Genomic DNA, 24,846 nt, shown 5'->3' with positions numbered 1-24,846 from the left:
TGAAGAGTTGGAGATTGAAATGAAGAGAATCGCCCTAGCGCTTTCGCTGGCTCTGTTTGGAACCGCGTCCGCGTTCGCGGCCGACCTCGCGCCGAGCTACACCAAGGCGCCCGCGATGGCGCCGGTCTACAACTGGACGGGCTTCTACATCGGCGGCAATGTCGGCGGGCAGTGGGGCAGTTCGGATCCGAGCACCTCGACGGTTTTCTCGCTGCCCGGCTACTTCGACAGCAGAAGCATTCCCGCCATCGCTGCCGTTGGTGCCCAGCACATCAACAGCTCGAGCGTGACCGGCGGCTTCACCGCCGGCTACAACTGGCAGGTCAGCAGCGCCGTGCTCGGCCTCGAAGGCGACATCAACTATTTTGGTTTCAAGGGTAGCGCGACGGGCTCTGCGCTCTATCCCTGCTGCGCGCCGACAGGCTTCACCGTGAATTCCTCGGTGTCGGCCGACTGGCTCGCCACCATCCGCGGCCGCGTCGGTTTCCTGGCCACTCCGAACTGGCTGATCTATGCCACGGGCGGTGTCGCCATTGCGGACGTCAAGGGCGATTTCTCCTTCACCGACACGTACTCGGCGGCCACCGAGTCGGCGGCGATCCGGGGGACGCGCGTCGGCTGGACTGCAGGCGCTGGCGGCGAATATGCTGTCGGCAATGGCTGGTCGCTCAAGGCCGAATACCTCTATGTCGACCTCGGCCGCAGCACAGTGACCAGCACGAATTTGGTCGGCTATAATCCACCCGGAACCGCGTATCCGAGCAACGTATACACCCATTCGTCCGATCTCAAATCGAGCATCGTCCGCATCGGTGTGAATTACAAGTTCGGCGGCTGATCTGGTCCTGCCGCAGCGCCTGATCGCGAAAGCCCCGGCTGAGCCGGGGCTTTTCATTTTGAGCGGCGTCGCCTCATCGCCCCGAGACCAGCCGCGCCAGTGTGGGGAGGATCGTATAGCGCGCGATCTCGTGCGGATACTCGCCGCGATTGGCGAGCAGGACGATGCCGAGCCTGCGTGCGGGCACGAGGCCGATATAGCCCGAGGCGTTGTTGAGGCCGCCCGGCTTGTCGAGGACCGTCACACCATCGAGATGCACGGTCTCCCAGGCCATGGCCTGGCCGAATTTCTCGTCGACGCGAAAGCTCTCCTGCTGCGTCATCCGGATGGCCTCGCGCAGCTCGGGCTCGATCGACCTGCCGTCCGCGCAAGCCGCAACGAAGATCGAGAGATCGCGCGCCGACGAGAACATCTGGCCGGTGCCCGGAAAGTCGAAATAGCTCTGCTGATTGCCGGGCGGCCCGATCGGAGTGCCCTGATCCGAATAGCCCTGCACGGCACGCGCCATCTGCGCGTCACTCAGCATCGCGCGATTGTCGGACGCGCGCTCTGGCACGAATGTCGCGCTCATGCCGAGCGGCTTCAGGATGTGGTTTGCGATCAGCTCGCGGACCGGGACGCGATAGCGGCGCTCGAGCACGAGCTGGAGCAGCACATAGCCGGCATGAGTGTAGATGCGCTGCTTGCCGGGCGCGATGCCCTGCGGCGGCGCGAAGGCATTGAGCATATCGAGGAACTCGCCGAGGCTGAACGACTCGTTCGGCCAGGGCGGATGATCCGTCGGCAGCAGCAGGCCGGATGTATGCGTGACGAGCTCGCCGACCGTGACGCGGCGGATATAGTCGCCGTCGAGCTCGGGCAGGTAGGCCGCCACGCGCTCGTCGAGCCGCAATTCGCCGCGGCGCACCCCGAGCGCGACCAGCGTCGCCTCAAAGGTCTTTCGCAAGGATGCGAGGTTGAACAGCGTGTCCGATGTGACCGGATGCCTGGTGGCCTCGTCGGCCAGGCCGTAGTTGAAGAACTCGACGTGACGGCCCGCATAGAGCGCGGCGGCAAGGCCGCCGGGATGATCCGACGTCGCCGTCGGCGCAAGCTCCGTCGCCACGATGTCCCGCAACATCGGTATCATGTCGGAGTCCGCGTGGGCAGGGCGGGCGAAACCGAACGCGAGCGGCAGCAGTGCGGCCTTGGCAAGGGACCGCCGGCTGATGGCAGGGCGCGGTGAGCGAACAAGAGGGTGCACTGTTGTGATGATCAGTTAGAATCGCCCCCGCTTCACTCTTATCGGCAAATATCGCGCCTCCCAATTCACGATTGCGCGGGGAACGGTTCCGTCCACAGCGGCAAAAGAAACTAAGCCGAACGGCTAACAATTATTGACGACGCTCGGCGCTTCATCTATAGTTAGCTGTATGGCTAACCAATTGTCCCGACTCGACCAGGTCTTCGGCGCGCTCTCGGACCCCACGCGCAGGGCGATCGTGATGCGGCTGTGCGCCGGCGAGGCGTCGGTCGGCGAGCTCGCCGATCCCTTCGCAATGGCGCTGCCGAGCTTCATGAAGCACATCCGCGTGCTCGAGGAGAGTGGCCTCGTCGGGTCCGAAAAGTCCGGGCGCGTGCGCACCTGCCGGCTGCGGCCGGAGGCGATGGCGGGTGCGGAGGATTGGCTGCAGCAGCAGCGGGCGATCTGGGAAGCGCGTCTCGACCGGTTCGAGGCTTACGTGATGAAGCTCAAGAAAGAGAAGGAGAGGGCAGCTGCCAAGCGGCCGTCCCGAACAACCAAACGGAAAGGTGCCGAGTGATGACGAGTTCAGCCAACCCCGCCCTGTCGCAATGGTCGCTCGATCGCGAGATCGTGCTGTCGCGCGTGATCGACGCGCCGCGCGAGCTGGTGTTCGAGGCGTGGTCCGACCCAAAGCATCTGCCGCAATGGTTCGGGCCGGCGGGCTTCCGGATCGAGAGCAAGGAGATCGACGTTCGCGTCGGCGGCGTCTGGCGCTTCGACATGATCGGGCCCGACGGCATGGTCTATCCAAACCGCATGCGCTTTCTGCGCATCGACAAGCCGCGGCTGATCGAGCTCAATCATGGCGTGGACAAGGACGAGGACTCCGGCATGTTCCGCATGACAGTCACTTTCGACGCCCATGGCGACAAGACGGTGCTGACGCTGCGGCAACTGCACCCGACGGCCGCGCAGCGCGAGACCGTGATCGGCTTCGGAGCCGTCGAGCTCGGTTACCAGACGCTGGACAAGCTTGCCGCCCATGTGACGGCCCTAAAGGGCTGATCGCGCTCGCGATCTTCCGCTCGCGCGGGCCGGGCCCAGTCTGACCGAGGTCCGGCCCGGCCCGAATCAGACACGCAGATTTTTGTCGCAACCGGCTGCCTTATTGTGACAGTATTGCTACCGCTTGATGTCAGTTCGATAAAAAGCGGAGCGGTCGATGCGGTTGATGTTGCAGGCGAGGTCAAATCCCCTGGCCTGGTGGTGGGGTTCGCTGACGTTGGTCAGCAACGTCAACATCCTCGTCTGGTACATGCTGTATCGCGAATTCTACCAGGTCCCGACGGCTGGCTTCGGCGGCGTCTCGGGCATCGGGCTCATGCTGCTGCTCTGCGCCGGCTATGTGTTCGGCTGCGCCTTCCGCTCGTTCCTGCCGCGCGCCGACGTGCAGCGCATCTGCCTGTTCGACACCTGGCTGTCGAGCGTGTTCGTCGGCCGCTCGGTCGCAACGGTCGCTGAGCTCTGCTTCGCGGCGCAATGGGCGGTCATCCTCGCCCAGCTCGGCGGCATGGCGGGGGCGGAGACCACCGCGAACATTGCGCTCGTGATCGTGCCGGTGATCATCATCGCCGAATGCTTTTCCTGGTACGCGGTCCTGACCACCAACTACCTCTACAACGCCATAGAGAATTCGCTGTGGGCGGTGGTCTTCTTCCTGGTCGGCGTCGCACTGTGCCGGCTGCTGCCCGAATTCCAGGGGCCGGTGCGCTGGGGGCTCATTGCCGGCATCGTCGGGATCGCCTGCTATCTCGCCTTCCTCGTCACCGTCGACGTGCCGATGTATCTGAGCCGCTGGCGGGCAGGGCATCCCGAAGGCGGCAGGCTGCTCGGCCTGCTCGAAGGCCTTCATGACGTCGCCACCCGCTGGGTCGTGACGCATGACGTCGCGCATTGGAAGGGTGAGCTTGCCTGGATGGCGCTCTATTTCAGCGCGGCGGTGTGGTCGAGCCTGGCGCTGTGCGCGGTCTATGCGATGGAAGGCTATCTGACGCGATACCTCGTTTGAGGCAAAGCGCGTCAAGCTTCGCCAAGATCGACTTGGGTCAAAATGCCCTGGCGCAGTGCGAGCCTGACGAGCTCGATATCCGACTCGACACCGAGCTTGCCCTTGATCAGGGAGTGCAGGTTCGCGACCGTCTTGGGACTGACGTGGAGCGTCTCGGCGATCTCCTCGGTGGAGCGTTCGGCGAGCAAGAGCCTCAGCACCTCGAATTCACGTGCCGTCAGGACGTCGGTCGCCGCGCTCTCGCCGGCGAGCCGGCTCAGCGCGAGCTCGTGGTCGATGTCGGGGCTGATCGCGACCCGCCCCGCAAGCACGTCCATCACTGCGCGCACCAGGGTTTCCGGTGGGCTGGTCTTGGTGACGTAGCCCCTAGCGCCGGCGCGAATCGCCTGCACGGCGAAGCCCGCATTCTGATGCATGGTAAAGACGAGGATTTTTGCGGCCTTGTCCCACTGCCTGATCCGCCGGATCGCTTCAAGGCCGCCGATGCCCGGCATGCTCAGATCCATGACGATCAGATCAGGCGCGCACTCCTTGAACAGCCGATAGGCTTCCGCGCCGTCTGAGGCCTCAGCGACGACGCGCAGTCCCGGCTGCTTCTGCAGGACGGAGCGATAGCCCTCGCGGACGACGGCGTGGTCGTCGACCAACATGATGGCCCAGCCGGCCTCGCTCATGCCGCGTTCTCCAGAGCTTCGAGCTGCCTGTCGGCCCGGCTGACCGGAATCACGACACGCAAGGCGGAGCCGCCGTCCGGTCCCGCCGTGAAGCTGAGCCGGCCGCGCATCGCCGCGACGCGCTCGCGCATGCCGAGTAGGCCCATGCCGGATTTGACGGCGGCATCGTTCGGCCGGCCGTCGTCGTCGATGGCGAGTGCGATCTCGTTGGCGCCCATCGCCAGATGCAGGCTCACCTTCGTGGCGCCGGCGTGCTTGGCCGCGTTGGTGAGCGCCTCCTGCACGATGCGGTAGAGATTGGCGCTGATGGAAGCCGGCAGGTTCTCGAAGACGCCCTCGAAGCGGATATCGAAGCGCGGCTGGCCGCGGCTGCGGCCGTTCCACCCCGACACCAGGCCTTCCAGACTCGCGACGAGACCGAGCTCGTCGACATCGGGCGGCCGAAGGCGGAACAGCGCGCCGCGCAGTGTCTCCATCATGTCGGTCGTGGTCCGAGCAATGCTGTCGCATTCGCCCAACAATGCCGGGCAGTCCTCGGCCGCGGTCTGGCGGGCGGAAGCGGCGAGCGCGCGGATTGCGGCGAGCGACTGGCCGAATTCGTCGTGCAGCTCGCGCGCGAGATGACGGCGCTCCTCGTCCTGGAGCGCGATCAATCTGCGGGTCAGTTCGCTGCGCTCGGACAGCGCTGTGGCAAGACTTGCAGCGAGATGATTGAAGACGTCGCGGATCGCCGACAGCTCCGCGAGGTCGAAGGGTGGCAGTCGCGCGTCGAGGTCGTTGGCGGCTATGCGCTCGAGGCCGGCGCGAACGACCTGGGTTGGACGCAGTGCGCGCGCCAGCGCTGCGTAGACCAGAGCGCACAATAGCGGCAGCGTGATCGCAAGCACGGTCATCAGGCGACCGGCCTCGTGCCAGGCCTCCGCGGTCTGCACGGCCGGATCAAACCAGACCACGGCGTCACCGAGCTTCGCTCCGCGCGCGATCACGGGCCGTACGGCTTCGCGGCCAGGGTCGAACAGGCTGCGATAGAAGGCCGCGAAGGCCTGTGGTGGCACGCTCGCCGGGTTCGGCGCGCCGCTACAGAAGCGCTGGAGCATGTCGCCGCTCGCGCCACGGAATCCTAGACACAGGCCAGGCGTCATAACGAACGCCGCGACAGGGTCAAGGTTAGGAAAGTCCGAGCGCGGATTGGCCATCCATTGCACTTTGCCCTGTTGCAGCTCCAGCGTCCTCGCGACGATGGCGGCGATGCCGTCGATGCGCGCGTGTACCGCGCGGTCGGCCGTGATGAGGAAATAGGCGGCGATCGCGGCGAAGCAGGCGGCCGATACGGCAGCCACGCGCAACGTCAGACGGACCTTGAGATCGAACCTCGGGCGGTTCCACATCGGCGGGCACCTGGCGCGGACGGTATTGTCGCGTCAGCATTAAACGGCAGAACGCCAGCGGCGGAAAGCGCTAGGCGTTACCGCGGTGCAACGTCGTGAAATTTTCCCGGCATCGGCCGGGACGGGCGCGGATGCGTGGCCTGAGGTTGCCGGCCTAGCATTGTGGGTCCGCTCCATCACAGGAGGCCCGCTCATGCACCTCTCCCGGTTGATCCTCTCCGCTCTTCTTGTCGCCGTGCTCCTGGGTGTCCGACCAGTCAGTGCGGGCACCGAGGCGGCTGCGGCGGCGCCGGTCGGCGTGACCGTCGAGGACTTCGGCTATCTCGATACGTCCGGCGAGCCGGTCGACCAGACCGCCGCCCACGAGAAGCGGCTCAGCGCGTTCATGGTCGCGCTGCGGCGGGATGTCGAGGCGGACAAACGCTATCAGCTCGCGCCCGCCGGACAGGGCAATGCAAAATTCAAGGTCGTCGGCGGCGTCCAGAAGACGAGTACGCTGGTGCAGTGGGCGAGGGTGGCGGTGATCGATATCGGTGCCAAAAAGGTCCTGTTCGAGAAGCTCTACACCTTCCGCGGCGACAACGACGAAGCTTGGGACCGCGCCGAGGCGTTCGTCGCGCGCGAGGTGATTGCAGCACTCGCGCAGCCTGCTCCGATCGCGCTTGCGGTGTTCGCTTTCGAGCTCGAGGACACCACGGCCGCACCGTCAGCGGTCCTGAGCGAACCCGATACCGCGCATCTTGCCGAGGTCACGAACGGCGTGCGCGATCGCCTCGCGCAATCCGGCCGCTACCGCCTGGTCGACGTCAGCGGCGCGAGCGGGGAGGCGGCCGCGCGCCACGCGCTGCGCGACTGCGGCGGCTGCGACGCGGAAATCGCCGGGAAGCTCGGGGCTGACCAGTCACTGATCGGTGTGGTACGGCGGGTCAGCCGCACCGAGTATACGATCGGATTCCAGGTCCGCGACGTCAGGACCGGCGCGGTCGTCGCGCGCGGTGACAGCGGCCTGCGCATGGGCGCCGACTATTCCTGGGATCGCGGCGCCGTGAGGCTGGTCAGCGATCGCCTGATCGAGGGCCAGTAGGCGACCGGTGCCTCTAAAGCGGGATGAGTTTAGGTTCGATGGCTGCAATCTAGGAGTTGCGCTCCCTCTCCCGCTTGCGGGGGAGGGGTGGGGGTGTTTCCGCAATGGACACTCCCAAAGTGGAGAAAGCCCCCACCCGGCGCTTCGCGCCGACCTCCCCCGCAAGCGGGAGAGGTTTGAGCGAGCCCTCGGCCCAACCAATTCAACCAAAACTCATCCTGCTCTAGAACGTCAACTGCACCTTCATCGACTGGGACCGGTCGCTGGCGAGCTCGAAGGCGGCGACCGCATTTTCGAACGGCAGCGAGGCCGAGATCAGCGGCTTCACGTCGATCAGGCCTTCGCCCATCAGCCGCACCGCCAGCTCGAACTCCGGATCGAAGCGGAAGGTGCCGCGGAGCTGCAGCTCCTTGGCAACGATGGAATTGATCGGCAGCGTCATTTCGCCGCCGAGACCGAGCTGGACGATGCTCGCGCCGGGGCGGAGCAAGTCGAGTGCGGTACGCAGCGCCGCCTGGTTGCCGGACGCTTCGAACAGCGTGTCGAACACGCCCTTGCCGGCGCGCCAGGGATCGAGCGCGGCGGCGTTCGAGGCGACATTGATGGCGTGGGTGGCGCCGAGCTTCCTGGCGGTCGAAAGCGGTGCGTCGGCCACGTCAGTGACCACGATCTCGGCGGCGCCGCCAAAGCGCGACACCAAAATCATCAGCGCGCCGATCGGGCCGCAGCCGGTGATCAGCACACGCTTGCCGAGGAGAGGACCGGCCTGCTTGCCGGCATGCAGGCACACCGCAAGCGGCTCGGCCATCGCGGCTTCGGCAAGCGACAGCTTTTCGGTGATCGGCACGGCTTGCGCGGCGTCGACCGTCACGTATTCACGAAAGCCGCCCTGGACGTGGGGATTGCGCATTGCGCTGCCCATGAAGCGCATGTCGAGGCACTGGTTGCGCATGCCCTCCTGGCAATGCAGGCACTGGCCGCACGGCTTGCTCGGATTGACCGCGACCCGCGTGCCCGGCTTCACATGCGAGACGCCTTCACCAACTGCGGCAACGACGCCGGCGATCTCGTGCCCGAGCGCCATCGGCTGCTGAATGCGCACGGTGCCGAAGCCGCCATGGTGATAATAGTGCAGGTCGGAGCCGCAGATGCCGCCATTGGCGATCTTCACACGGACTTCACCGGGGCCGGGCGCGGGATCGGCAAAGCTGTCGATCCGCAGATCCTTCGGCGCGTGGATGACGACGGCACGCATGGGCGTTACTCCTTCAGCTCGTTCAGTGGCCGGGCGCGATCACATCGCGGCGATCATGCCGCCATCGACATAGATGATCTGACCGTTGACGTAGGTCGAGGCGTCGGAGGCGAGGAAGACCGCTGCGCCCACCAGCTCGTCGGGCTTACCCCAACGCTTGGAGGGGATACGCCCCATCAGCCAATTGTTGAAATCGGCGTTGTTGACCAGCGCCTCGTTCATGTCGGTCAGCATGTAGCCCGGGCCGATCGCGTTGGCCTGGATGCCGTGCTGCGCCCATTCCACCGCCATCGAGCGAGTGAGATTCTTGATGCCGCCCTTGGCCGCGGTGTAGGGCGCGATCGTCGGCCGCGCCAGCTCGCTGCCGAGCGATCCGATGTTGATGATCTTGCCTTGCTTGCGCGGGATCATCCGCTTGGCGGCTTCGCGGCCGATCACGAAGGCGCTGGTCAGGTCCGTCTCGATCACCTTGCGCCATTCGTCGGTGGTGAACTCGACCAGCGGCTTGCGGTGCTGGATGCCGGCATTGTTGACGAGGATGTCGACCGCGAGTCCCTCGCGATCGAAGCGCTCGAAACTGGCGACGATCGCGGGCTCATCGGTGACGTTGAAGGCGGCGCCTTCAGCCTCGTGGCCGGCAGCGCGGAACTCGGCGACCGCCTGCTCGACCCGCTTGGGATCGACGCCGTTGATGATCAGCTTGGCGCCGGCTTTCGCCAGCCCTTCCGCGATGGCGCGGCCGAGCCCGCGCGAAGAGCCGGTGACGAGCGCAGTGCGGCCGGAGAGATCGAACAGGGTAGTGCTCATCTAAAAATCCTCAAACGTTGGAGCGGCGCACGGTGAGATCGGACCGGTCGAATACCGCAGGCAGGAGATCGACGCCAAGGCCTGGTCCTTCCATCGGGAAGACATAGCCATCCTTGATCACGGGCATGGTGGTGACGAGTTCATTGTACCAGCCCTTGTAGAAGGCGCGCACCGATTCCTGGATCAGCGTGTTGGGCTGGCTGAATGACATGTGGATCGCGGCGATAAAGCCGACCGGGCCGATGCAATCATGCGGTGCAAAGGGGCGGTGATAGGTCTCGGCCATCGCTGCGATCTTGCGGCCCTCGGTGAGGCCGCCGGTCCAGCACAGATCCGCCATCACCACATGCATGGCGTCGCGGTCGAGCATGTCCTTGTAGGGGAAGCGCGAGCCGAGCGTCTCGCTGGCGCAGACCCAGACGTCTGTCGAGCGCGCATATTCGGCGAGCGCCTGCGGCGAGCTCATGCGGATCGGATCTTCATACCAGGTCGGCTTGTACGGCTCGAGCGCCCGCGCAATCTGCTTTGCGGTCGGCAGATTCCAGAGCGAATGGAGCTCGACCATGATCTCCATCTTGTCGCCGACGGCCTTCCTGATTTTCTCGAATGGCTCGATCGCCTGCTTCATCTGGGCTGCGGTGATGAAGAGGCCGTTGTTCTCCTGCGCCGCCGGGTCGAACGGCCAGATCTTCATCGCCGAGATGCCGCTCTCCAGAAGGCTTTCGGCGAGGGCGTCGGCACGGTTCATGAAGGCGTCGAGGTCTTCATAGGGGCATTGCACCTCGCCGAGATTCCAGTTGGAAACCGGGCGGATGTTGGTGGAACGGACGTATTTAGTGCCGGCGCAGGTGTTGTAGATGCGCTGCTTGTCGCGGCAGAGGCCTCCGAGCATCTGGTGTACGGGTTGGCCGCAAACCTTGCCGAACAGGTCCCAAAGCGCGATGTCGATCGCGGAGGCCGCGCGATATTCGACGCCGGTCGAGGACTGCGCCATCGGCAGATTGAGCATATCGCGATGGATCGCCTCGATGTGAAGGGGATTGCGGCCGAGCAGGCGGCCGGCAAAGGTGTCGTGGATCTGCGCTTCGACGGCGCCCGCGCCATAGAAGGTCTCACCCAGGCCGATGACGCCGGCATCGGTGTGGACACGCACCCAGATCACATTGGCGAATTCTTCGGTGCGCAACGTCTCGATCGACGTGATCTTCACGGCAACATCCTCCCGTCGAGAGCGCGGCTAGCGCCCGCCTTGTTGTTTTTGCTTTGACTGTACCTTGGGCCGCGCAATGCCTCGCGGCCCGGGGCGCAGTCATACGCCCGCTTGTAATATATCACAACATGTTTTATGCATGTCACAAACGAGACGCGACCTGCCCGGGACGAGGCGGGGTCGATTGGGAGGACAACATGGTGCGGCGCAAACGCGCGCTCGAGCTGGTCAATCCGGAAAGCGAAGGTGCAATCGGCCGGCGTAACCGCGTCAATTTCGTCGAGCTGGCCTATCAGAAGATCGAGGATCTGCTCGTCAATTGCGAGCTGAGGCCGGGTCAGTTCCTGACCATGCTCGAACTGCAGCACATCACGGGCTTTGGCCGCACCCCGGTACACCACGCCGTCAACACGCTTGCCGCCGACACGCTGATCATCATCCGCCCGCGGCATGGCCTTCAGGTCGCGCCGATCGATCTGGCGCGCGAGCGCATGTTACTGGGCCTCCGTCGCGATATGGAGCGCTTCCTGATCCGGCTCGCAGCCGATCGCGCCAGCCTGTCGCACCGCAACCAGGCCCTGCATATCGAGCGCGTGCTGCGCGAGCGCCGGGCCAGGCTGACGCTCGACGAGTTCAACAGCCTCGACCGCCGCATCGACGCGCTGATCCTGGAGGCCGGCGGCGAGCCGTTCCTCGCGCATACGATGCGGCCGCTGCACACGCTCTATCGTCGCATCGGCTTCATTCATCACCGCCACATGCCGGGGCAGACCGACTTGTCCGGCACCATCGACCGCCATCTCGACATTTTGAACGCCGTTGCCAATCGCCGCGTTGAAGCGGCCGTGGAGGCCAGCGACGCGCTGATCGACTTCATGAATGCGATGTTCGTCGGGATGGAGGCTGGGATCGATCCGCGACTGCTCGATTGCAGCATCGAACCGCTGCTCGGCACATAAAGAAATCTCAGGGAGAACCAGAATGTCGACGATGGCCATGCCACAACCGACCGCGAGCGAGGCCGCGGTCCGCTACCTCATCACCAACTACAGTCCCAAGGGAAACAAGGTCGGCTGGCTGATGATGGCCTCGATCCTGGTCGAAGCCTGGGATCTCTATTCGATCGCCTTCGTGCTGATTTTCATCCGCGAGCAATACAATCCCGATCCCTTGATGCTCGGTCTCGCCGCAGCCGGCACGCAAGGCGGCGCCCTGATCGGCGCACTGCTCGGCGGCTGGATGTCCGACAAGATCGGCCGCCGCGTGATGTTCCTGGTCACCATGGTCATGTTCATCGTCCTGGCGCTCGCGCAGGCCTTCGTGCCCAGCGTCGGCTGGCTCGTCGTGATCCGCTTCCTGCTCGGCGTGCCGCTCGGCTCCGACATCTCGACCGGCTACACCTACATCATGGAATCCATGGCCAAGGGCGAGCGCGAGGTCATGGGCAACCGCTGGCAGTTCATGTTCGCGGTCGGTGAAGTCCTCACCATCGGCGTCATCGTCATCTTTCTCCTGATCGACATGCAGCACGAGACGCTGTGGCGCGTGACGCTCGGGCTCGGTGCGGTTCCCGCGCTGATCATCCTGATCATGCGGCACGATGTGCCGGAGACGGCGGTATGGCTGGTGCAGAAGGGACGCTATCGCGAAGCCAAGCAGGTTGCCCGCGAGATGTTCAACGATGATCTCGCGATGCTACCGGACCAGGACGTGGAGGTGCCGAAGGTCAGCACCCGCGCTTTCCTCGCCGATCTGAAGAAGGATCCGATCCGCTGGCGCGCCACGATCTACGGCTGGATTGCCTGTTTCGCGCAAGGCAGTGAGTTCTCGACCTTCGCGTTCTACCTGCCGGTGCTGTTCGTGATGGTCGGTGTGTCCAGCGTCCTCGGCAACAATCTGGTGACGATGGCGCTGTTCTGCTTCGCCGCGCTGTCCGGCTGGGTCGGACCTTTGTTGACACCGAAGCTCGGCCATCGCGGCATCGCGATCGCTGGTTTCGCCATCGTCCTGGCCTCGCTGCTGGTCGCGGCCTTCGCGCTGTACACCGACAACAAGATCCTGCTGCCGTTCGCCGCGGCCGCGATGTTGTGGGGTCATTATTGGGACGCCTCCAACTGCATGACGATCCCGACCATGGTCGCCAAGCCGAAGTATCGCGGCACCGCGAGTGGCTTCGCCTACATGTTCGTGAAGCTGCCGTCGTTCCTGGCAATCTTCCTGTTCCCCGCGCTGTTTTCCGCAATCGGGCAGGCGAATGCCACGCTGTTCGTCGCGATCTTCCCACTGATCGGTTTGCTCGCTGCGATCTTCATCCTGCCGGAGGTCTACGGCTACGACAACGACTGACGGATCCGAGTAGACGAGGCGGCGGGCAAGCCGCCTCGTTCGACCTCACGGCGGTGCCGTCAGGCGGCGCGCACCGAACTCAGGAAGCGACCGACTTCGAGCTTCAGCCGGTTGCTGTCCGAGGCCAGCGATTGAGCGGCGGAGAGGACCTGCGAGGACGCGGACCCGGTTTCGGCTGCGCCGCGCTGCACGTCGGTGATGTTGGTGGAGACCTGGTGAGTTCCCTGGGCCGCCTGCTGCACGTTACGGGAGATTTCCTGAGTCGCAGCGCCTTGTTCCTCCACGGCGGCGGCGATGGTCGATGAGACTTCGGACAGCTTCTCGATCGTCCCCGAGATTTCCTTGATCGACGTGACCGAGTCCTGCGTCGCGGCCTGGATGCCGGAAATCTGCTGGCTGATCTCATCGGTCGCCTTGGCGGTCTGCTCAGCGAGCGCCTTCACCTCGGATGCCACCACCGCAAAGCCACGACCTGCGTCGCCGGCGCGCGCGGCTTCGATGGTTGCGTTCAGTGCAAGCAAATTGGTCTGGCTGGCGATGGTATTGATCAGCTCGACCACGTCGCTGATTCGCGCGGCCGCCTTCGACAACTCGCCGACGCATTCGGTGGTTGCGCGCGCCTGACTGACAGCATCGCCGGCCATTCGCGCCGACTCCTGCACCTGGCGGCTGATCTCGCTGACCGACGAGGACAGCTCCTCGGTCGCCGACGCGACCGATTGCACGTTGGCGGAAGCCTGTTCCGAAGCCGCCGCAACGGTGGTCGCAAGCTGCTGGGAGTGATCGGCGCTCGTCGTCAGCGTGCCGGCGGAGGCTTCCAACTCGGTCGAAGCCGAGGACACGGTCTCGACGATCTGGCCGACCGCCGACTCGAAGCTGTCTGCGAGCCGAACCATGTCAGCCTTGCGCTGTGCTGCGGCGTGTGTGTCGGCTTCCTTCTGCTCGGCCTCCATGCGGAATTTGGCGAGGCCGTTTTCCTTGAAGGCAAGTGCCGTCTTGGCGACTTCGCCGACCTCATCCCTGCGATCGGTACTGTGAACTTCGACGTCGTAATTACCCGTAGCAAGTTGCTGGAGCAGGGCGACGATGGAGCGGATTGGACGGGCGACACCGAACTGGCCGATCAGCACGCCGAACAACGTTCCGGCGAGGACGCTCGCGATCGAGATCACGATCAGGGTTTTCGACTTCGAAGCATATTCGTCCGAGGTCTTCTGCGAGTATTCCTGGACCCTATCGTCCAATCGCTCGGCAACGGCCTTGAGTTCGGACGACAGTTTTTCTGCTGCGGTCCGGCTCTTCGCGACGGCATCGCGTAGCTTCGCCGCCGTGTCCGTGATCTTCTGGGACGCTGCGGCATCAGTCGCCGACATCGTATCGTTCAGCGCCTGTTCGTAGACGGACAATGCCTGGTGCACACCCGGAAGCATAGCCTGGACTTTGCCGTCGGTCGTCTTGCCGACTGCCTCCATCAACTCGCGAAACTGCGCGAGCATCTCCTCGATGGCCTTGCGGGTCTTGCCGTGCTCGCCCGCCGGGTCGAGCGCGGCGCGGAGCTCGGCCTGATTCATGGCAACGACCCGTTGGCGTGCACGCGCCGCCTCGAGCGTGCGCTTGGCGGAAACCGCCATTCTCTCGGCATTTTCGTTCTGCTCGGCCAGTGTCGTAATGGCGAGGTAAGATAGCGCGCCCATCAGAACAGCGAGCAGGAGGACGATCGAAAGGATTTTCGGAAGGATGCGGAAACGGCCAAGGAAAAGCATAGATTTTCCATTCAATAGGCTGTGCAACGTAGGCTCAGCGGCCGCCCCGGATCGACCGGCTGAATGCCTGCGTACAATTGTCGCAGGCACATCGATATTTGGTTAAAATGGAACCCCGGGACTCTACGGGTTTCCTGAAACAAGCCGGCGAGTGTCCAGCGGATGGTTGCCACGAGCACCGCGATCAGAGCCGGCGGCGTGACGAGCAGAACGAGCTTGAGGGATTGCTGGGCGCCGATCTCGATTTGCTCGTGGCGAAGCACGACCAGCCACAGGATGGTGGCGAGTGAGCCGGTGATCGAAAAGTTCGGGCCGGATCGATGCCGATCAGGATGGCGCTGACGACGGGCGCAGGTAGGTGATCGCTCGCCACGATTGATCCGGCAACGAGACCGACGGCGCCAAGAGACTGACGGCTCCGCTCAGGCGAGCCGCCATGTTTTGCGTCGATGATGGCATTATGCCCCTGATTTGCCCGACGTGTCAAATCGATTTCGGAAAATACGTATGGCATGCCGCCGGCAGTCGTCGGCTACTTTGCATGGGGTTGTTTTTCGACATTTTTGTTGCGGGCCTCGTGCCGGGCCTCATCTCAACATGCCCCGAGGCTACGTGAACGACTGACCATGCTCATCTGATCGCGGCCGCGAGTGCCGCGATCAAGGCCGGCGGCGTCACGATCAGGCCCAGCTTAAGGAACGGCCAGGCACCGACCTCGATCTTCTCGCGGCGCAGTGCCACCAGCCACAGGATGGTGGCGAGCGAGCCGGTGATCGAGAAGTTCGGTCCCAGGTCGACGCCGATCAGGATCGCACTGACGACTGACGTCGGCAGGTGATCGCTGGCGACGATCGATCCGGCGACGAGCCCGACCGGCAGATTGTTGGCAATGTTGTCGGCGATCGCAGTCGCGATCCCGACGCTCCAGGCGGCCTTGGGCACGGACTGGGCGACGGCCTCATGCAGCAGGGCGCTGAGATGGCCGATCACGCCGGTCTTGATCAGTGCCTCCACCATCACGAAGAGGCCGCCGACGAGCGGCAGCACGCTCCATGACACGTGCTTGAGCACCGGTACGGGCGACTGCCGGCTGAGCAGCAAAACGAGGGCGGTCGTCACCGCGCCGCAGATGAAGGTGGGCAGGCCCAGCTGCTTGTCGAGCGCGGAGGCCGTGATCAGCACGACGCCGATCGCGGCAATGCCGATGGCGGTCAGTTTGCCGCCCCGGCTGAGCCGCTTGTGTGCCACCTTGTGCTCGATGGCTTCCTCCTTCAGCGCGCTATGCTGGGTGAGGCGGAGAACGACGTAAGTGAGCACGATCGAGGCGAGCGAGGGTAGCGCAAAAAGGCGGAGCCATTCTGTCAGATGCGGCATGTGCGCGCCGAACACCACGAGGTTGGCGGGGTTCGAGATCGGCAGCACGAAGCTCGCGGCGTTGGCAATAAAGGCGCAGACGAAGAGATAGGGCAGCGGCTGCGCGCCGGCCGCCCGCGTCGCGGCGTAGACTGCCGGCGTCAACACGATCGCGGTGGCGTCGTTCGACAGGAACACGGTCACCAGCGTGCCGACGAGGTAGATCAGCAGAAACAGCCGTTGCGGCGAGCCCCGGGCATATTCGACTGCGAGCGCGGCAAGGTAGTCGAACAGGCCTTCGAGCCGGGCGAGCTCGGCGATCAGCATCATGCCGATCAGAAACAGATAGACGTCGATGCCCTTTTCGACGCCGGTCAGCGCGTCATCCCAGCTCAGGAAGCCGAACAGCACCAGCGCCGCGGCGCCCACCACTGCCCAGATCGCCTCGGGCAGGCGAAAGGGTCGGATGATGACGCCTGCGGTCGCAACGACGATGATGCTCCAGGCCCAATAGACGGCATGCGGCGCGATCGGCAATGTGGTCCTCGTTCGATGGCTATTGTGCAGCGATAGCCGAAGCCGGCCGCGCTGTCTTCCCCTGCGGACGCGACTGTGGACACCGCGTCTCAGGGAGGGCGAAGGAGCAGATTGCGGCGCCAATCGCGGCAACGGCGCCGAGGGTGAGAAACGCAGCGCCGTAGCCGGCGCCGACCACGATCAACCCGGCCAGCGTCGTGGACAGGGCCGCGCCGATGCTTTGTGCGGTGATGATCGCGCCCTGTGCGACGTTGAAGCGGCCGGTGTTGCGCATGAGACCTGCGACGATGACGGGGAAAATCGCGCCGAAGATGCCTGCGCCGACACCGTCGAGCAGCTGCACGCCGACCAGCCAGAACGGGTTGTCAGAAAGAGTATAGAGCGCGCCCCGAATAGGCAGGATCAGGAGTGCGCCGAGGAAGAAGCGCTTATGGCCCCAGCGATCGGCCCTCGCGCCGACCAGCATCGCGAACGGCACCATCACGATTTGCGCCGCCACGATGCAGGCAGACATCAGGCTGGTGCCGAGATGCTTGTCCTGGAGGGCCAGCTTTTGGCCGACCAGCGGCAGCATCGCCGCGTTGGAGAGGTGGAACAGTGCGACGCAGATCGCGAAGACGAGCAGGGGCCGGCAAGTGAGCAGGATGCTGAGGCCTGACGGCTGCTCGCGGACTTCGCCAGCTTCGCTGTCGTGCAGGCCACGCGCGAGATCGTGGTCGATGGCGCTTTCCGGTATGCCGAGAATGCTGACGAGACTCGCAAGAGCCATGGCGGCGAGAAGGTAGAATACGACGCTCGGTCCGAACCAGTAGGCCGCAATGCCGGCGATGGCGGCCGCCACCGCATTGCCCGCGTGATTGAAGGTCTCGTTGCGCCCGATCCGCGCCGTGAAGGCGCGGTGGCCGAAAATGCCGAGCGATACGGCGGCGATCGCGGGCGGAAATACAACCGCCGACGTGTGTGCCAGCCCTTGTGAGACCGCGACCGGCCAGAAACCTGGCCACACCGGAAGCAGGAGCGAGGATGCCGTCACCACGACCGCGGCAACGACCATCACCAGCCGTTTTGCCCTCGTTGCGTCGACCAGTGCGCCGGCTGGCGTCTGCGCCACGATGCCGGCGATCGTTGCGATCGACATCACGATGCCGATACGCGCCGCGTCCCATTGCTGCTCGGTCAGGAGATAGACGGCGAGATAAGGCCCAAGCCCGTCCCGGACGTCGGCAAGGAAGAAATTCGCCGCGTCCAGCGCGCGGCCGGCTTGTAGCTGTTGGTCGGGACTGCGCTTCGGCATCGGTCTCTCGATCGAGGCGCAGAACTCGCCCTGCGAGAAACCGATGTCGGATCAGATTGGTTCCGCTCAAATCAGCGCGAGCACTCCGTTACAGTTTCACCGCCAGCAGCACCGCGCCGGCGCCGATCATGGCGATGCCGAGCCAGCCTTGTGGTGTCGGACGCTCGCCGAGAAAGGCGAAGGCGAACAGCGCCACCAGCACGACACTGAGCTTGTCGATCGGTGCGACCAGCGTTGCCGGCCCGAGTTTTAGCGCGCGAAAGTAGCACAGCCATGATGCGCCGGTAGCGAGCCCCGACAGGATCAGGAACAGCCAGGTTTTCGACGAGATCGCCGATGGCGCGGCGAATTGGCCGGTGAGGAACAACAGCACCGAGAAGGCGAGCAGCACAACGATGGTGCGGATGAAGGTCGCAAGATCAGGATTGATGCTCTCCACCCCAACCTTGGCGAAGATCGCAGTCAGCGCGGCGAAGCAGGCGGACAGCAACGCCCAGGTCTGCCAGGCGGAGAGGAGGGCGGGTTTCATGGGGCATCCGATGCGTTGTCGTTCGGAGCTCGCCGCGTGCGTGGTCTATTCACCGCGCCACCGGCAGCTTTTCCGCCATCGCCTTGCGCAGGATGCGCGACAGCGACTCGACCGAATAGGGTTTCTGGATCAGCTCGAAGCCGCGATGGGCGCTTTCGGCGAGCACGTTGCTGTAGCCGGAGGTGAGCACCACCGGCAGGCCCGGATAGCGCTCGCGGATGAGGCCGGCGAGTTCGACGCCGTTCATGCCGGGCATGATGACGTCGGAGAACACGAGATCGACGGCGAACTCGTTCTCGCCAAGGATCGCCAGGGCGGCATTGGCGTTGGCGACACGGCGCACGACATAGCCGAGGTCCTCGAGCAGTTCGGTGGAGAAGCGGCCGACGTCGTCATTGTCCTCCACCACCAGCACACGATAACCGCGCCCTGTGGCGGCGGGTTCGCTCATCAGCGACGCTGCCTGCGTGGCCAGGGTTGGGCTCGGCGCCTGCGGCAGATAGATCGTGAAGGTCGCGCCGTGTCCGATGCTGCTCTCGACCGCGATGTCGCCTTCGGACTGCTTTGCGAAGCCGAAGGCTTGGCTCAGGCCGAGCCCGGTGCCTTTGCCGACCTCCTTGGTCGTGAAGAAGGGCTCGAAGATGGCCTCGAGATTTTCCGGCGCAATACCCGAGCCGGTGTCGTGGATCGAGATCGCGACGAAATCGCCGCTGCGCGCCGATTGCGTGCGCAAGGCAGGGATGCCCTTGAGCTTGCGGACCGCGATGGTCAGGCGCCCCTCGTCCTTCATCGCATCGCGCGCGTTGATGGCGAGGTTGATCAGTGCGGTCTCGAACTGCGCGATGTCAGCGATGGTGAAGCAGTCGGGATCCTGTATCTCGACCGCGATCTCGATGCGGCCGCCGACCAGCGGCCGTACCAGTTGCGCCACGCTTTCGACCTGCATGCCGACGTTGAAGACCTGCGGCTTCAAGGGCTGCCGCCGCGCAAAGGCGAGCAACTGTGCCGTCAGGTTCGAGGCGCGCTCGACCGTCTCGGAGATCGCATCGACATAGCGCCGCCGCCGTTCCTCCGGCAGCTCGCGCCGGCGGAGGAAGTCGGTGGCCGAGCGGATGATGGTGAGGAGATTGTTGAAATCATGCGCGACGCCGCCGGTGAGCTGGCCGATCGCCTCCATCTTCTGCGACTGGCGCAGGGCCTCCTCGCCGCGCCGGCGCTCGGTGATGTCGACGGCTTCGGGCACGGCGCCGGAGATCTCGCCGTGCTGGTCGAGCAAGGGACGGATGCTGAAATCGAACCAGCGTTCGCCGATGGGAAGGCGGAGCTGCACCTCGATCCGCACCGCTTCGCCCTTCAGCACGGTGTCGAAAGCGTTGCGGACGACCGCGGTCATCCCTTCGGTCGCAGTGAACCATGGCGTGTCCCAGAACGGCTTTCCGATGACGTCTCGCGGCGCAGCGCGGATGCCGGCGAGCGCCGTCGTGTTGGCGAAGAGCAGATTGCCTTCGAGGTTGAGCAGGCCCTGGTACTGGTTGCTGGTCTCCAGGATCGCAAGCAGCCGAGCCTCGTTGGCTTCGAGCTGTGATGTGCGCTCGGTGATGCGCTCTTCCAGCGTTTCGTTGAGCTGCCTGAGCTCGATCTCCGCCTGCTTGGCGGCGGTGATGTCGTGGGCGACGCCGATGAAACCGATATGCTTGCCGTTGGGGTCCCAGCGCGGTTGGGATTCCGAGCGCAGCCAGCGCCACTGCCCGTCGGCGCGCCTGTAGCGTGCTTCCAGCACGAAGGGTTTTAGCGAGGCTTCGCCCTGCACGGATTGCTGGAGCACCTGGGGCAGGTCATCCGGGTGCAGCACCTTGCGCCAGTCGAAATCGATAGCCTCCTCGAAGGGCAGGCCGAGAAAGTCGACATAGGCCTGGTTGGCGAAGGAGCGTTTGCGGTCGAGCTTGGTGACCCAGATCGGCACCGGCGCGCTATCGGCGATCAGGCGAAAGCGCTCCTCGCTTTCCCGCAAGGTCGCCTGCGCCAGCATCTGGTCGGTGACGTCGAGGTCGGCGCCGACCAGCCGCACCGCCCGTCCGCTCGCGTCGCGCTCGATCTTGCCGACGACGCGTATCCAGCGCACCTCACCGTCGCTGGGGCGGATGATGCGGTAGGTGTCGGAGTAATCTTCGCTCTCGCTCTTGAGAATGCCGAACAGGTGCTTGACCGTCCGCTCGCGATCCTCCGGCTGGATGCGACCGACCCATTCCTCGTAGGTCTCGCTGGCGGCCTCCGGCGGCAGGCCGTGGATCAGAAGATATTCGGGAGTGCGCCGGTTCCTGACGCCGTCACGGAAATCGATCTCCAGGCCGCCGACGCCGGCGATGCGCTGGATGCGCGCAAGCTCAGCCTCGCGCTCCTGCAATACGCGATAGGCGTTGTCGCGCTCGCGGGCGATCTCCTCCAGATGCTGGCGCAGCCTTTCGGCGGCGATGGTCTCAGGCAAAGGATCGTTCAAGGGGGCGGCCGCTGTGATGCACGTGCCGGTGCAATTCTCACACAGTCCGGGCGCGATGGCTACCCATTGCAACGGCGTAAAGGGGATGATGTCGGAGAAGTGTGGACGGCGGATCAACGTCGCGCCTGAGGAATTTGTTCCGTTCGCAGGAACGATTAACGTCGCGAAGCGTCGTCGCCGGGCCCAAGATGGGTTCAAGTTAGGTTCGAGACAGGCTCAAGCAACTCCTGCCCGGGGGATGTAAACCTTGAAGTTATTTGTCTGCCAGGCCTGCAGCAACGTTCTCTATTTCGAGAACCGCGCCTGCGAACGCTGCGGGCACCGGGTTGCCTTCCTCCCCGAGAAGGAGGTGCTCTCTGCGATCGAGCCTGACGGGACGGCCTGGACGACGCTGGCGGACAAGGGCAAGGGCCGCATGCTGTGCGCCAATGCCGAGTTCGATGCCTGCAACTGGCTGACCGAGCCCGGCAGCAGCGATCTCTACTGCCGCGCCTGCCGGCACAACGGCACGGTGCCCGACCTGTCCGATCCGGCGCAGCTAGCCGGCTGGCGCGAGCTCGAGGTGGCCAAGCACCGGCTGTTCTACTCACTCTCGCGGTGGAAGCTGCCGCTGGCGACGCGGGCAGAGGACCCCGCGCACGGGCTGATCTTCAACTTCCTTGCCGATGATCCCTTCAGCGGCCAGCGGATCATGACCGGCCATGACAACGGCCTGATCACGATCGCGCTGACGGAAGCCAACGACATCGAACGCGAGCGGCGCAGGCTTGAGATGGGCGAGCCCTACCGGACGCTGCTCGGGCATTTCCGCCACGAGGTCGGGCACTATTTTTGGGATGTGCTGGTGCGCGACGGCGGCAAGCTCAACGAATTTCGCGCGATGTTCGGCGACGAACAAGTTGACTACGGGCAGGCGCTCCAGCGCCATTATGCGGAGGGGCCGCCGGCCGATTGGCAACAGAACTATGTTTCCGCCTACGCGACCACACATCCCTGGGAGGATTTCGCCGAGACCTGGGCCCACTACCTCCACATCGTCGATACGCTCGAGATGGCCTCCGAATTCGGCATGGAGGTGCGCCCCAGGATCGATCGAGCAGGCGAGCTGACGGCGCGGATCCGCTTCAACCCCTATGTGGCGGTTGATGTCGAGAGGCTCGTCAATGCATGGCTGCCCTTCACCTTTGCCATCAACAGTGTCAACCGGGCGATGGGCGCCCGCGACCTCTATCCTTTCATCCTGTCACCGGCGGTGATCGGGAAGCTTGGCTTTGTCCACGAGCTGGTGCGGGAAGCGGCTAAGTCGGCAGCAGATAGGGATCGATAAGGCCGGCTTTGAGAAGGCGATAAGGCCGGCCGGGATCGCTGGTAGGCCAGGGCGGGGACGGATTTAGACCGTTGCCTCCGGCCCATTTTGCTGTACCACGGACACATCACGGCCTGTCCCATCAGCCCGAACGGGTGAGGGAGGGGTCCCGCCCAAGGTCGAAGAACCAAGAAAAGCATGTTCAAACGCATTCTGATCTCCAATCGCGGCGAAATCGCCTGCCGGGTCATCAAGACTGCCCGCCGGATGGGAATTGAGACGGTCGCGGTCTATTCCGAGGCCGACCGCGATGCTCTGCATGTCGAGATGGCTGACGAGGCGGTCCTGATCGGCCCATCGGCCGCGGCTGAAAGCTATCTGGTGATCGAGAAGATCGTGGAGGCCTGCCGCAAGACGGGCGCAGAGGCCGTGCACCCCGGCTACGGCTTTCTGTCCGAGCGCGAGGCATTTCCGCGTGCGCTGGAGGCGGCCGGCATCGTCTTCATCGGCCCGAACCCCGGCGCGATCGCGGCGATGGGCGACAAAATCGAATCCAAGAAGGCGGCCGCCAAAGCCAAGGTCTCGACCGTGCCCGGCTATCTCGGCGTCATCGAGGACGACAAGCACGCGGTGCGCATTGCCGACGACATCGGCTATCCCGTGATGATCAAGGCGTCCGCCGGCGGCGGCGGCAAGGGCATGCGCATTGCGCACTCGAAGAGCGAGGTCGCCGAAGGCTTCAATCTGGCGAAAGCGGAAGCCAAGGCTTCGTTCGGCGACGACCGCGTCTTCGTCGAAAAATTTATCGTCGATCCCCGTCACATCGAGATCCAGGTGCTTGGCGACAAGCACGGCAACGTGATCTATCTCGGCGAGCGCGAATGCTCGATCCAGCGTCGCAACCAGAAGGTCATCGAGGAGGCGCCGTCGCCGCTGCTCGACGAGACCACCCGCCGCAAGATGGGCGAACAGGCGGTCGCTCTGGCGAAGGCCGTGCACTATGATTCCGCCGGCACAGTCGAATTCGTCGCGGGCCAGGACAAGAGCTTCTATTTCCTGGAGATGAACACCCGCCTCCAGGTCGAGCATCCCGTGACCGAGCTCGTCACCGGCATCGATCTCGTCGAGCAGATGATCCGGGTCGCTGCCGGCGAAAAGCTTACCATCGCGCAGAAGGACGTTGCGCTTACCGGCTGGGCGGTGGAGTCGCGTCTCTATGCCGAAGATCCCTTCCGCAACTTCCTGCCCTCGATCGGGCGCCTCGTGAAGTACCGCCCGCCGGCGGAGCTAAGCAAGGACGGCATCACGGTGCGCAACGACACCGGCGTGCAGGAGGGCGGGGAGATCTCGATCCACTACGATCCGATGATCGCCAAGCTCGTCACCCATGGGCCCTCGCGCGCCGCGGCCATCGAGGCGCAGGCGACCGCACTCGATGCGTTCTATGTCGACGGCATCCGTCACAACATTCCGTTCCTCTCCGCGCTGATGAACCATCCGCGCTGGCGCGAAGGACGGCTGTCGACCGGTTTCATCGCCGAGGAGTTTCCGAAGGGGTTTTCGGCGCGCGAGCCTGAAGGCGAGGTCGTGCGGCGGATCGCCGCCGTCGGCGCCGCCATCGATCACGTGCTCGGAGAGCGCAAGCGGCAGATTTCCGGCCAGCTCGGCGGCCGCGTCGTGCAGCGCGAGCGCCGCCGCGCGGTGTGGCTCGACCGCCAGGAGATCGCGCTCGAGATCGCGCGCGAAGGTGAAGCGATCGCGGTGCGTTTCCTTGATGCCGAGGGCAAGGCGGGCAATGCCCATCTCCTGGAATCGCCGTGGCGGCCGGGCGAACCGGTCTGGCAGGGCACAATCGACGGTCACTTCATCGCCGTGCAGGTGCGTCCCATTCCGAACGGCGTTCGGCTCGCCCATCAGGGCGTCGAGGTGCCGGTCTATGTCTGGACCGAGACGGAAGCGTCGTCCGCGCGACTGATGCCGGTGACCACGGCCTCCGACACCGGCAAGAAGCTGCTTTGCCCGATGCCCGGCCTGGTGGTCTCGATTGCGGTGACGGAAGGGCAGGAGATCAAGGCCGGCGAGACGCTTGCGGTCGTCGAAGCTATGAAAATGCAGAACGTGCTGCGCGCCGAGCGCGACGGTACGGTCAAGAAGATCCACGCCAGCGCCGGCGCCACGCTCGCGGTGGACGCGCTGATCCTGGAGTTTGCGTAAGGCAGCGACGCGGTTCTAAATGTAGACCCTCCCCCTGAGGAACGCGCACTTCGCGCGCGTCTCGAAGGGCGAGGCCGAGAGCGGGGCCTTCGTCCTTCGTGACGCGCGTTCCGCGCTCCTCAGGACGAGGAACTGGGAGCGACGAAACCATGGCCTTCCGTCAACGCCGCGAGAAACTGCGATCGATCCTCACCAGGCAGGGCTGCGTTCGTCCCGGCTCGGTCTATGACGCGATCTCGATCCGCATTGCCGAGGATCTCGGCTTTCCGCTCGGTATGTTCGGCGGCTCGGTGGCCTCGCTCGCCGTGCTCGGCGATCCCGACATCGCGCTGATCACGCTCATGGAACTTGCCGAGCAGATGCGACGGATGTCGCGGGCCTCCGCGTTGCCAGTGCTGGTCGATGCCGATCACGGCTACGGCAACGCGCTCAACGTCCGTCGCACGGTGCAGGAGCTG

21 protein-coding genes and 1 pseudogene are annotated in these 24,846 nt (G+C 64.7%); 10 read left to right on the top strand and 12 right to left on the bottom strand.

What is annotated here, in order from left to right; genetic code table 11:
• The first annotated feature begins 19 nt into the window (after window positions 1-19).
• A complete protein-coding gene (locus Q3C01_RS28740) occupies window positions 20-838 on the top strand; it encodes an outer membrane protein (protein WP_458148656.1) in 819 nt (272 codons plus the stop codon).
• A 73-nt stretch (window positions 839-911) separates the two neighbouring features.
• On the opposite strand, the gene Q3C01_RS28735 is transcribed toward Q3C01_RS28740, so the two are convergent.
• Entirely contained in the window at window positions 912-1,967 is a 1,056-nt protein-coding gene (locus Q3C01_RS28735) for a serine hydrolase (protein ID WP_458148655.1), read from the bottom strand.
• Window positions 1,968-2,250: 283 nt separating this feature from the next.
• On the opposite strand from Q3C01_RS28735, the gene Q3C01_RS28730 reads away from it, so the two are divergent.
• The 3 genes from Q3C01_RS28730 to Q3C01_RS28720 all read left to right on the top strand — a co-directional run bounded on the left by Q3C01_RS28730 (window position 2,251) and on the right by Q3C01_RS28720 (window position 4,131).
• The gene (locus Q3C01_RS28730; RefSeq protein ID WP_458148654.1) at window positions 2,251-2,640 is read left to right on the top strand and encodes an ArsR/SmtB family transcription factor; all 390 of its coding nucleotides are present in this window, start codon (window positions 2,251-2,253) and stop codon (window positions 2,638-2,640) included.
• Entirely contained in the window at window positions 2,640-3,128 is a 489-nt protein-coding gene (locus Q3C01_RS28725) for an SRPBCC family protein (protein ID WP_458148653.1), read from the top strand. Before Q3C01_RS28730 ends, Q3C01_RS28725 begins: the two co-directional genes overlap by 1 nt.
• A 157-nt stretch (window positions 3,129-3,285) precedes the next feature.
• Window positions 3,286-4,131, top strand: coding sequence for a hypothetical protein (locus Q3C01_RS28720; RefSeq protein WP_458148652.1), 846 nt, complete (start codon window positions 3,286-3,288; stop codon window positions 4,129-4,131).
• A gap of 11 nt (window positions 4,132-4,142) precedes the next feature.
• Here the strand turns inward: Q3C01_RS28720 and Q3C01_RS28715 are convergent, their stop codons facing one another.
• Window positions 4,143-4,805, bottom strand: coding sequence for a response regulator (locus Q3C01_RS28715; RefSeq protein ID WP_458148651.1), 663 nt, complete (start codon window positions 4,803-4,805; stop codon window positions 4,143-4,145).
• Entirely contained in the window at window positions 4,802-6,193 is a 1,392-nt protein-coding gene (locus Q3C01_RS28710) for a sensor histidine kinase (RefSeq protein WP_458148650.1), read from the bottom strand. The genes Q3C01_RS28715 and Q3C01_RS28710 overlap by 4 nt, the downstream gene beginning before the upstream one ends.
• 193 nt (window positions 6,194-6,386) lie before the next feature.
• On the opposite strand from Q3C01_RS28710, the gene Q3C01_RS28705 reads away from it, so the two are divergent.
• On the top strand, window positions 6,387-7,277 hold the full coding sequence (locus Q3C01_RS28705; protein WP_458148649.1) for a DUF3280 domain-containing protein: 891 nt from the start codon (window positions 6,387-6,389) through the stop codon (window positions 7,275-7,277).
• 223 nt (window positions 7,278-7,500) lie between these two features.
• On the opposite strand, the gene Q3C01_RS28700 is transcribed toward Q3C01_RS28705, so the two are convergent.
• From Q3C01_RS28700 to Q3C01_RS28690, 3 genes are read right to left on the bottom strand one after another with little or no spacing between them, the layout of a single operon-like run.
• On the bottom strand, window positions 7,501-8,532 hold the full coding sequence (locus Q3C01_RS28700) for an L-idonate 5-dehydrogenase (protein ID WP_458148648.1): 1,032 nt from the start codon (window positions 8,530-8,532) through the stop codon (window positions 7,501-7,503).
• Window positions 8,533-8,571: 39 nt separating this feature from the next.
• On the bottom strand, window positions 8,572-9,339 hold the full coding sequence (locus Q3C01_RS28695; RefSeq protein ID WP_458148647.1) for an SDR family oxidoreductase: 768 nt from the start codon (window positions 9,337-9,339) through the stop codon (window positions 8,572-8,574).
• A gap of 10 nt (window positions 9,340-9,349) precedes the next feature.
• Window positions 9,350-10,549 carry a mandelate racemase/muconate lactonizing enzyme family protein gene (locus Q3C01_RS28690; RefSeq protein ID WP_458148646.1) on the bottom strand — a complete coding sequence of 400 codons (1,200 nt, stop codon included), beginning with the start codon at window positions 10,547-10,549 and terminating at the stop codon, window positions 9,350-9,352.
• 197 nt (window positions 10,550-10,746) lie between these two features.
• Between Q3C01_RS28690 and Q3C01_RS28685 the strand changes: the two genes are divergently transcribed.
• Window positions 10,747-11,508, top strand: a complete 762-nt coding sequence (locus Q3C01_RS28685) for a GntR family transcriptional regulator (RefSeq protein ID WP_458148645.1) — start codon at window positions 10,747-10,749, stop codon at window positions 11,506-11,508.
• 22 nt (window positions 11,509-11,530) lie between these two features.
• Window positions 11,531-12,895: an MFS transporter gene (locus Q3C01_RS28680; RefSeq protein WP_458148644.1), complete on the top strand. Its 1,365-nt coding sequence runs from the start codon at window positions 11,531-11,533 to the stop codon at window positions 12,893-12,895.
• Between the two features lie 59 nt (window positions 12,896-12,954).
• Here Q3C01_RS28680 and Q3C01_RS28675 read toward each other — a convergent pair whose 3' ends face one another.
• From Q3C01_RS28675 to Q3C01_RS28650, 6 genes and pseudogenes are all read right to left on the bottom strand, one after another.
• Window positions 12,955-14,658: a methyl-accepting chemotaxis protein gene (locus Q3C01_RS28675; RefSeq protein WP_458148643.1), complete on the bottom strand. Its 1,704-nt coding sequence runs from the start codon at window positions 14,656-14,658 to the stop codon at window positions 12,955-12,957.
• 158 nt (window positions 14,659-14,816) lie between these two features.
• Window positions 14,817-15,055, bottom strand: a pseudogene (locus Q3C01_RS28670) (ArsB/NhaD family transporter); the annotation flags it as partial.
• Between the two features lie 233 nt (window positions 15,056-15,288).
• Window positions 15,289-16,542 (bottom strand): arsenic transporter, encoded by a 1,254-nt coding sequence (locus Q3C01_RS28665; protein WP_458148701.1) that lies wholly within the window; start codon window positions 16,540-16,542, stop codon window positions 15,289-15,291.
• A gap of 25 nt (window positions 16,543-16,567) precedes the next feature.
• A complete protein-coding gene (locus Q3C01_RS28660; protein ID WP_458148642.1) occupies window positions 16,568-17,842 on the bottom strand; it encodes an MFS transporter in 1,275 nt (424 codons plus the stop codon).
• An 88-nt stretch (window positions 17,843-17,930) separates the two neighbouring features.
• Window positions 17,931-18,371 (bottom strand): EamA family transporter, encoded by a 441-nt coding sequence (locus tag Q3C01_RS28655; protein ID WP_458148641.1) that lies wholly within the window; start codon window positions 18,369-18,371, stop codon window positions 17,931-17,933.
• A 49-nt stretch (window positions 18,372-18,420) separates the two neighbouring features.
• Window positions 18,421-20,868, bottom strand: a complete 2,448-nt coding sequence (locus Q3C01_RS28650) for a PAS domain S-box protein (RefSeq protein WP_458148640.1) — start codon at window positions 20,866-20,868, stop codon at window positions 18,421-18,423.
• 247 nt (window positions 20,869-21,115) lie between these two features.
• Between Q3C01_RS28650 and Q3C01_RS28645 the strand changes: the two genes are divergently transcribed.
• The 3 genes from Q3C01_RS28645 to Q3C01_RS28635 all read left to right on the top strand — a co-directional run.
• Window positions 21,116-22,195 carry a zinc-binding metallopeptidase family protein gene (locus Q3C01_RS28645; protein WP_458148639.1) on the top strand — a complete coding sequence of 360 codons (1,080 nt, stop codon included), beginning with the start codon at window positions 21,116-21,118 and terminating at the stop codon, window positions 22,193-22,195.
• Between the two features lie 177 nt (window positions 22,196-22,372).
• Window positions 22,373-24,388, top strand: coding sequence for an acetyl-CoA carboxylase biotin carboxylase subunit (locus Q3C01_RS28640; RefSeq protein WP_458148638.1), 2,016 nt, complete (start codon window positions 22,373-22,375; stop codon window positions 24,386-24,388).
• 149 nt (window positions 24,389-24,537) lie between these two features.
• The coding region (locus Q3C01_RS28635) for an isocitrate lyase/phosphoenolpyruvate mutase family protein (RefSeq protein WP_458148637.1) at window positions 24,538-24,846 on the top strand (309 nt) is incomplete at its 3' end.

Source organism: Bradyrhizobium sp. UFLA05-109 (genome assembly GCF_054185165.1).
This window is presented reverse-complemented; position numbering and strand designations above follow the sequence as displayed.

Coding starts and splice junctions, on each gene's coding strand:
- Q3C01_RS28660 (WP_458148642.1), bottom strand. CDS start 17,842: ATGCCGAAGCGCAGTCCCGACCAACAGCTACAAGCCGGCCGCGCGCTG.
- Q3C01_RS28680 (WP_458148644.1), top strand. CDS start 11,531: ATGTCGACGATGGCCATGCCACAACCGACCGCGAGCGAGGCCGCGGTC.
- Q3C01_RS28640 (WP_458148638.1), top strand. CDS start 22,373: ATGTTCAAACGCATTCTGATCTCCAATCGCGGCGAAATCGCCTGCCGG.
- Q3C01_RS28700 (WP_458148648.1), bottom strand. CDS start 8,532: ATGCGTGCCGTCGTCATCCACGCGCCGAAGGATCTGCGGATCGACAGC.
- Q3C01_RS28730 (WP_458148654.1), top strand. CDS start 2,251: ATGGCTAACCAATTGTCCCGACTCGACCAGGTCTTCGGCGCGCTCTCG.
- Q3C01_RS28720 (WP_458148652.1), top strand. CDS start 3,286: ATGCGGTTGATGTTGCAGGCGAGGTCAAATCCCCTGGCCTGGTGGTGG.
- Q3C01_RS28655 (WP_458148641.1), bottom strand. CDS start 18,371: ATGAAACCCGCCCTCCTCTCCGCCTGGCAGACCTGGGCGTTGCTGTCC.
- Q3C01_RS28725 (WP_458148653.1), top strand. CDS start 2,640: ATGACGAGTTCAGCCAACCCCGCCCTGTCGCAATGGTCGCTCGATCGC.
- Q3C01_RS28675 (WP_458148643.1), bottom strand. CDS start 14,658: ATGCTTTTCCTTGGCCGTTTCCGCATCCTTCCGAAAATCCTTTCGATC.
- Q3C01_RS28735 (WP_458148655.1), bottom strand. CDS start 1,967: ATGATACCGATGTTGCGGGACATCGTGGCGACGGAGCTTGCGCCGACG.
- Q3C01_RS28710 (WP_458148650.1), bottom strand. CDS start 6,193: ATGTGGAACCGCCCGAGGTTCGATCTCAAGGTCCGTCTGACGTTGCGC.
- Q3C01_RS28695 (WP_458148647.1), bottom strand. CDS start 9,339: ATGAGCACTACCCTGTTCGATCTCTCCGGCCGCACTGCGCTCGTCACC.
- Q3C01_RS28715 (WP_458148651.1), bottom strand. CDS start 4,805: ATGAGCGAGGCCGGCTGGGCCATCATGTTGGTCGACGACCACGCCGTC.
- Q3C01_RS28685 (WP_458148645.1), top strand. CDS start 10,747: ATGGTGCGGCGCAAACGCGCGCTCGAGCTGGTCAATCCGGAAAGCGAA.
- Q3C01_RS28705 (WP_458148649.1), top strand. CDS start 6,387: ATGCACCTCTCCCGGTTGATCCTCTCCGCTCTTCTTGTCGCCGTGCTC.
- Q3C01_RS28740 (WP_458148656.1), top strand. CDS start 20: ATGAAGAGAATCGCCCTAGCGCTTTCGCTGGCTCTGTTTGGAACCGCG.